This is a genomic window from Gilliamella sp. B2717 (assembly GCF_026536675.1).
In the GTDB taxonomy this organism is placed as follows: domain Bacteria; phylum Pseudomonadota; class Gammaproteobacteria; order Enterobacterales; family Orbaceae; genus Gilliamella; species Gilliamella apicola_I.
In genome coordinates this window covers 213,905-221,164 of the sequence record NZ_JAFNNQ010000019.1, presented here as the reverse complement: position 1 = coordinate 221,164, position 7,260 = coordinate 213,905, and the positions used below count along the sequence as shown (strand labels likewise).

8 protein-coding genes are annotated in these 7,260 nt (G+C 36.7%); 4 read left to right on the top strand and 4 right to left on the bottom strand.

Annotated features, from left to right (window positions below; translation table 11 throughout):
- On the top strand, positions 1-207 hold a 207-nt coding region (locus J3U35_RS04805), incomplete at its 5' end, for a hypothetical protein (RefSeq protein WP_267359868.1).
- Positions 208-496: 289 nt separating this feature from the next.
- On the opposite strand, the gene J3U35_RS04800 is transcribed toward J3U35_RS04805, so the two are convergent.
- Positions 497-1,078: an IMPACT family protein gene (locus J3U35_RS04800; protein ID WP_267359866.1), complete on the bottom strand. Its 582-nt coding sequence runs from the start codon at positions 1,076-1,078 to the stop codon at positions 497-499.
- 54 nt (positions 1,079-1,132) lie between these two features.
- Between J3U35_RS04800 and nfi the strand changes: the two genes are divergently transcribed.
- Complete coding sequence (gene nfi, locus J3U35_RS04795; protein WP_267359864.1) at positions 1,133-1,804, top strand: deoxyribonuclease V; 672 nt, start codon at positions 1,133-1,135, stop codon at positions 1,802-1,804.
- Entirely contained in the window at positions 1,794-2,540 is a 747-nt protein-coding gene (locus J3U35_RS04790; RefSeq protein ID WP_267359863.1) for a tRNA1(Val) (adenine(37)-N6)-methyltransferase, read from the top strand. The genes nfi and J3U35_RS04790 overlap by 11 nt, the downstream gene beginning before the upstream one ends.
- Before the next feature lie 13 nt (positions 2,541-2,553).
- Here J3U35_RS04790 and J3U35_RS04785 read toward each other — a convergent pair whose 3' ends face one another.
- The 3 genes from J3U35_RS04785 to apt all read right to left on the bottom strand — a co-directional run bounded on the left by J3U35_RS04785 (position 2,554) and on the right by apt (position 5,614).
- Positions 2,554-3,963, bottom strand: a complete 1,410-nt coding sequence (locus J3U35_RS04785) for a basic amino acid/polyamine antiporter (protein WP_065557680.1) — start codon at positions 3,961-3,963, stop codon at positions 2,554-2,556.
- Between the two features lie 45 nt (positions 3,964-4,008).
- Positions 4,009-4,779, bottom strand: coding sequence for a dimethylargininase (gene ddaH, locus J3U35_RS04780; protein WP_267359862.1), 771 nt, complete (start codon positions 4,777-4,779; stop codon positions 4,009-4,011).
- A 283-nt stretch (positions 4,780-5,062) separates the two neighbouring features.
- A complete protein-coding gene (gene apt / locus J3U35_RS04775) occupies positions 5,063-5,614 on the bottom strand; it encodes an adenine phosphoribosyltransferase (RefSeq protein WP_267352294.1) in 552 nt (183 codons plus the stop codon).
- A 303-nt stretch (positions 5,615-5,917) separates the two neighbouring features.
- On the opposite strand from apt, the gene J3U35_RS04770 reads away from it, so the two are divergent.
- Positions 5,918-7,255 (top strand): vWA domain-containing protein, encoded by a 1,338-nt coding sequence (locus J3U35_RS04770; RefSeq protein ID WP_267359861.1) that lies wholly within the window; start codon positions 5,918-5,920, stop codon positions 7,253-7,255.
- Positions 7,256-7,260: the final 5 nt, after the last annotated feature.

Here is a 7,260-nt window from a genome sequence, read left to right as displayed (position 1 = left end):
ATTTCTATAGATATAAAATCTTCTGCTTTAACAAATAATTTTGTGACAATTTTCCATTCTGATAAGGGTATATATGGTTTAATTCGTAGTCTTCCTAATGGAACTTTTTGCGAAGCAAATCTTGATGAGCTTACTTCAATATATGAAATTTTTATCGACTTTAAAGGTGAAATATTTGAGGGTTGCGCGCATTTAGATAAATTATGAATAANAGATAATAAAAACTTATTTTGTAGGAAAGATTAGACTACGCCGTCATTTAATTAACTATTCGTATTCCCTGTATACACAGGGATAAAGCAGCATAATGAATGAAATACACATTCTATATCGCTTTATTTATTACTTGCTCATAACATAGAGTTATCGGTAGTGCTCAGTGATAATTTAAGAATTTCGTATCAAGCCATTTTTTAATAAAAAAGCTTTAGTAATATTATAAAAATAGTGACAGTTATGACTTTGTGAACATCCAACGCAAATTAACCAACAGGATTTATACTGGTATTATCACTCTACCACGAGTAATATCACTGATACTTTTTTGTAGTGAAAGCAATTTGTCTTGCGTAATGGCAATATTGACGTTTACCCCAATGGCATCAAAGTCTTGATTTTCAATTAGTGCATCCAGTTCTTTTAAGCGATTTTCTATAATTGGCCATTCATTATAATAGCAGTGAAACTGCAAAGGTATTCGGGCAATAAGTTCAATCAATTCTGCTTGTTGTAGACAATGACTTGCTGATCCACCATAGGCGCGTATCAAGCCACCTGTGCCAAGTTTGATTCCGCCAAAATAACGAGTTACAACGACCACAACTTGATCACAATCTTGTCCTTCAATCGCTGATAGAATTGGACGCCCTGCGGTGCTGGTTGGTTCGCCATCATCATTAAATCGATACTGTTGACCGATTTTCCATGCCCAACAATTATGGGTTGCGCTAGGATCGCTAATTTGATCGATAAAATCCGTTGCTTGCTGGGCATTAATAACGGGCGCCGCATTGACAATAAAGCGGCTTTTTTTAATTTCTTCTGTCAGTTCGGTCGGATTTGCTAATGTATATGGCATACTAATTCTGGTAAAATCATTTTATTGCCGTTAATAATACTCAGCAGAAAGAAAATGTCTATTAATTTAGAACAATTGAAACTAACCCAGCAGCAATTAGCTGAACAAGTAAACCTAACCGATGATTTTAATTCATCAATCACTTTAATTGGTGGTACCGACGTGGGCTTTGAAGATGAAGGCAAAACCACTCGTGCCGCTATTGTGATCTTAACGTATCCGGATTTTGATGTGGTGGAATATCATGTCGCGCGATTAAAAACCGAGTTTCCTTATATCCCCGGTTATTTATCTTTTCGGGAGTATCCTGCTTTACTTTCTGCTTGGGAGCAGGTCGAACATAAACCTGATTTATTGTTGGTTGATGGTCAAGGCGTTGCGCATCCAAGGCGATTAGGTATTGCCAGTCATCTTGGTTTACTATTGGATATGCCAACCATTGGTGTCGCTAAAAAACGCCTTTGCGGTCATTATAATCCATTACCTAAAGTCGCCGGTCAAATGACGCCACTCACCGATAAGCAGCAACAGATTGGTTGGGTATTACAAAGCAAGAATAATTGTAATCCGTTATTTATTTCATCGGGTCATCGTATTAGCCAAGCGAGTGCATTGAATTGGGTCAATTTATGTTTACGTGGTTATCGTTTGCCTGAACCTACACGCTGGGCGGATGCGGTGGCGTCGAATAAACCGTTATTTAAAAAATTTATCCATGCAAAATAAATCACAATCGTTAAAAAAAGGGGGCTTTACGTTTAAGCGCTTTTTTGTTGCGCATGACAAAAGTCCGATGAAAATTACCACTGATAGTTGTTTACTAGGGGCATGGGCTCCGATCTTGTCTTCAACTCATAAGGTGCTTGATATCGGTTGTGGTTGTGGCGTGATTGCGTTAATGCTTGCACAGCGCCTTGAACATCAAGCTTGTCAGATTGATGCTATCGATATTGATGTACAAGCCGTTAACCAATGTCAACAAAATAGCCAACAAGCAGGCTTTAAATCTGTATCAACAATACAGGGTGATATTAATCGTTTTCAGGTGAAGAGTGACAATGGTTATGATTTGATTGTGACCAATCCGCCTTATTTTGAGTCGGCCGTGGATTGTCGAACGAACCAAAGGCAATTAGCCCGTTATACAGAAAGTTTAAACTACACACAGCTTATTGATTCAGTCAAACGATTATTAAAGCCAGACGGTCTATTCTGTTTGGTGCTGCCTTATCATTTGGCCGATCAATTTACGCAATTATGCCAATCAAACCATCTATTTTTACAACAATTATTGCAGGTGAAATACACGGCAGATAAAGAATTTTCTTTATCATTAATGGCGTTTGCTCCAAAGCCTAATGCGAATGTCATTGAACAACAACTGTGTATGCGTTGTGATGATGGGCAGTATTCGCCTGCTTTTAGAGCGCTATTAGCGGATTTTTATTTGTTCCAAAAATAGCGCCAAATGTTAGTTAATCCAGTATGACATAAAAATACATAACGGCAATAATCGCTAATATTATAATTGCGATTGCATAGATTTTGTCATGAACATAAGTGAAAGCAGTAAGGCATCGTTGCTTGCGTGCGTATAAGTAAAATATTAGCCCAATTGCATACAATATCATTGATAATAATAAGTAAGACATCCCACCAGCATAAATTAACCATGCTCCATAAATTGACCCCGCAGCCCCAATAAAAATCAGGTAAACTTTGCGAGATTTTATGGCTAATTTAAGGACGAATAAAGCTGATAATAAATAGGGGATTAGTACCATTGAAGTCGATAATTGGATTAAAGTGTTATAACCCGAATGGTAGAAATATGCGAGAACAATCAATAGGCTGATCAAGCTTGATGTTAAGTATAATGCATTGGCAGGCGTACCATTTTTATTTAATTTGCCAAAACAGCGTGCAACGGTATGATTATTGCCTTGTCCGGTTAAAAAAAGCATTTCAGCAGCAAGCATTAACCAGGATAATAATCCACCACTAACCGAAACAATCAGCCCAATATTAATTAACGTTGCCCCCCAACTGCCAACTACATGCTCTATGACTAAAGCCATTGAAGGATTTTTCATTGCAGCCAGTTCTTGTTGAGGAACAATACCCAGCGACAGAACAGACACACAGATGAGCAATAAGCTAGTAATAGCAAAACCAAAAAAAGTTGCTCGGCTTATGCTTAAAATGTTTTTGGCTCGTGAAGCATAAACAGTTGCGCTTTCGATACCTAAGTAAACCCAAACGGTATAAAGCATAGTATGCTTTATTTGATCCACGATTGAGCCAAGTTGTGGCGTTCCCCAAAAGTCAATTTTGAATGTTGAAACCTTGAAAGCAAGAATAATGCAGACAATAAATAGACCAATCGGAACAATTTTTGCTAATGTGACTAAGCAATTTAATAAGAAAGCATGATAAATCCCTTTTAGAACAAGGGCATTAACCAGCCATAAAAAGATGAGTCCGGCTATGACTGCTGGCAAGGTGGTGCCATTACCAAAATAACTAAAACAATCAAATGATCCTAACGCGCTAAATAAGATAACTAAATAACTGGCACACGACATCCATGCAGATATCCAGTATCCCCAAGCTGCGTTGAATCCTATATAGTCACCAAAGCCTTCACGGACATAACCATATAAACCATCATTAATCTTATAAAAACGAATCGAAAGATACTGAAATATCCGTGTCAGCATTAACATGCCAAAAAGCGTGATGATCCACGCAATTAAAATAGCGCCGGCACCAGATGCTTCAGCCATGTTTTGCGGTAAACTAAAAATACCACTTCCAACAATACTGCCAACCACAAGTAAGGTTAAAGGGAGTATGCCTAGTTTTGTACGGGTAGGTGTATTCATAATTTTGTCTTATTTTGTGTTTTATTCGGCTTTGGCTGCGTTTAATTAAAATCGTAATGACATGCAGCTAACACCACCATCGACTTTGCGATATTCTGATGTATCCACCTCAATGACTTGATAACCTAAAGCTTCGATCTTAGCTTTAGTGATTGGGTAACCAGCAGGCATGATGACCCGATCATTAACCCAAATACAGTTAGCGGCATAGCTTTCTTGTTCAGGAATTTCAATAATGTTCAGATGTTGAAATTCGGGTTTGGTAATAAATTCACCGGCTGCTAATAAATTGTTGTTTTCCAGATAAGCCAATCCTGTTTTTAGGTGTAGAACTTTTTCAAGCGTGACCACCGAACCGGTTAAGCCATATTTTTGTAATATAGCAATCATTTGATTAGCACCTTCTTGATTAGTACGTGCCGATAATCCGATATAATAGTGATCTTCCACCATCATAATATCACCGGCTTCAACCGTGCCCGGAGCCGTAATCTTTTCGACTTTATTTGGGTAAAATCGTTCAATGGTATCGATGATGATTTCAGTCTCGTTACGTCTACTTTCTGCCCCTGGTCTAGTAATAATGGCACAGTGTGGCGTACACAGAGCAACATCTTCAACAAAGACCGAATCTGGAAAACGTTCATCGGCGGGTAATAGGGTGATATCAACATCACATTGCTGTAGTGCTCGGATATAGTTGTTGTGTTGGTCTAAGGCTTTTTGATAATCAGGCTTGCCTAAATTTGCTGAAGTTAATCCATGAATTAGAGATTTGGCAGGCGTTCTGGCAATGATATGGCTAAATTTTTTCATGTTTGATTTATTTCCTATTTAATAATTATGCGATATTTTTGAATAATAATTCACATTAAAATGTAAATCAAGCATTAAGTTGATTTTTTATTCACTTTTTAATGAGCGACTTTTTTAGGCGTGTGGTTGATTTAAATTGAGTATTATTGCGTAGCGTCAGTTGTGGTAGTAGGCGATCAGTATTGAATAAAAATGAAGTTGATATACAACATGGACAAAAAGTGAAGGGAGGAGTTAGCTCGTAGCATGAGTAGGGCGACAACATCGCCCCAGTAGACTAAGATTATTCACCAGCAAAATCAACGAGGGTAAAACAGTTGATACCCAGATCGGTTAATTTTGTTTTACCATGCAGATCAGGTAAATTAATAACAAATGCGGCATCTTCTGCTATACCACCTGCTTTTTGAATTAATTTAGCGGTTGCAGCAACCGTTCCACCTGTTGCAAGTAAATCATCAATAATCAGTACTCGTTCATTTGGTTTAATTGCATCTGAATGGATTTCAAGTGTATCGGTTCCGTATTCAAGTTGATACTCTTCTTTAAATACGTGACGTGGTAACTTATTGGGTTTTCGAACTGGCACAAAACCAACGCCTAACGCTAATGCAATTGGTGCTGCAAAAATAAAACCACGCGCTTCAGTACCGACAACTTTATCGATTTTTTTATCTCGATAGTGATCGATTAACAATTCGACCGAAGTTCTAAATGCGACAGGATCTTCAAGCAGACTGGTAATATCACGAAATAAAATTCCTTGCTTAGGATAGTCTGGAATGGTGATAATGCTGTTTTTGATAAGCGCAAGTTTTTCTTGTATCTGAGTCATATTAAATGTTCTCTAAATATTCTCTTTTTAAGAATGGCTAATCTTGTATTATATACCTTCGTTCTTTGTGCTTGCAATAAACAAACCGTAACAATGCAGTAAAAGCGGTCGATTGTTCACAATTTGATTGATACATGTTGAAAGTCGGGATGAAATGATTCCTTTTTAAATAAAAAATTTAATTGGCGTTTTCCTGTCCTAAAACGGTATTTTTTACAACTTTTTACAATTAAATACAACTATCTGACAGTTTGATTGGTCAAATCAATATAATGACATAAACTTTTTATATAAGGAAAAACAATGAAATTAATTAAAACAGTCCTATTAGCAGGGCTTTCAATATTAAGTTTATACAGTCATGCTCAAGTCAATAAGCAAATTGAAATTCGCTCGGAACTTGCATCGCCAATTGTTATGCAAAATTCCCAAGAGAAGAATTATTTAAAAATTTCCTTAACCGGTCATGAATTTGATTCAGCAAAACGGGTTCCCATTAATTTGGCAATAGTAATTGATCGCTCAGGCTCGATGCAAGGTGATCGTATTGTTAAAGCAAAAGAGGCGGCTATCTTTGCTATTAACATGCTTAATGAGAATGATACTTTATCTGTCGTTGCTTATGATAATGATGCAAAGGTGATTATTCCTTCAACCAAAGTTAACAATAAACAAAAATTGATTAGTTTAATAAAAGAAAATATTGTTGCAGATGGTGGCACAGCGTTATTTGCCGGATTAAGTAAAGGTATCCATCAAGTTGAAAAACAGTTGTCTAAAGATAATGTGAATCGCATTATTTTATTATCGGACGGGCAGGCGAATATTGGTCCGACATCCGTTCAAGAACTTTCTGAACTTGCCATTATTGCCGCCAAAAAGAATATTTCTGTCAGTACTTTTGGTATCGGTGAGGATTATAATGAATTATTGATGTCATCGATTGCCAGTTATAGTGATGGTAATCATGTATTTGTTAATGATTCTTTAGATCTTGAAAATGTATTTGCCCGTGAGTTCAAGGATGTAATGTCAACGGTTGCCCAACATGTTAAGATCAATATCTATTTAAAAGATGGGGTAAAACCGGTTCGTTTATTAGGTAGAGACGGCATAATCAAAGGTAATCAAGTAACGGTAACAATGAATCAAATTTATTCTAATCAAGAAAAGTATATTTTGTTAGAGGTCGAGCAACCACAAGGTAAAGTAGGCGAAGAAAAAACATTAGCGGAAATTGATTTAGTGTATGATGATTTGTTAGATAAGAAAACTCAAAAAGAAAGACAATCAGTAAAACTTGCTTATACCGATAATCTGGAAGCCGTAAAAAAAGCCTTGCGCCAAGATGTCGTTACTGAGATTGAAATACAAGAAGTGAATGAAAATAGCGTTAAAGCATTAGAATTCTATAATAAAGGCGATCGAAAAGCTGCGCAGAAAATTCTAGAGGATAACAGTAAAAGACTTGAAGCAGTTGCAAATATGTATCCAGAATATGCGGATAGAGTGCTAGATGATATAAAATGGAATGAAAAAATGGCAGCAGATGCAGTTAATGAAAGAGGGAATAGCAACGCTTATCGTAAAGGAATGACCGAAAAGCAACAAAATACTAAACTGGGTGTAATTAAAAAATAACGAAA

What these genes read in the sequence shown, in the direction of transcription:
- nfi (WP_267359864.1), top strand. Translation starts at nt 1,133, where the DNA reads ATGTCTATTAATTTAGAACAATTGAAACTAACCCAGCAGCAATTAGCT.
- J3U35_RS04770 (WP_267359861.1), top strand. Translation starts at nt 5,918, where the DNA reads ATGAAATTAATTAAAACAGTCCTATTAGCAGGGCTTTCAATATTAAGT.
- apt (WP_267352294.1), bottom strand. Translation starts at nt 5,614, where the DNA reads ATGACTCAGATACAAGAAAAACTTGCGCTTATCAAAAACAGCATTATC.
- ddaH (WP_267359862.1), bottom strand. Translation starts at nt 4,779, where the DNA reads ATGAAAAAATTTAGCCATATCATTGCCAGAACGCCTGCCAAATCTCTA.
- J3U35_RS04790 (WP_267359863.1), top strand. Translation starts at nt 1,794, where the DNA reads ATGCAAAATAAATCACAATCGTTAAAAAAAGGGGGCTTTACGTTTAAG.
- J3U35_RS04785 (WP_065557680.1), bottom strand. Translation starts at nt 3,963, where the DNA reads ATGAATACACCTACCCGTACAAAACTAGGCATACTCCCTTTAACCTTA.
- J3U35_RS04800 (WP_267359866.1), bottom strand. Translation starts at nt 1,078, where the DNA reads ATGCCATATACATTAGCAAATCCGACCGAACTGACAGAAGAAATTAAA.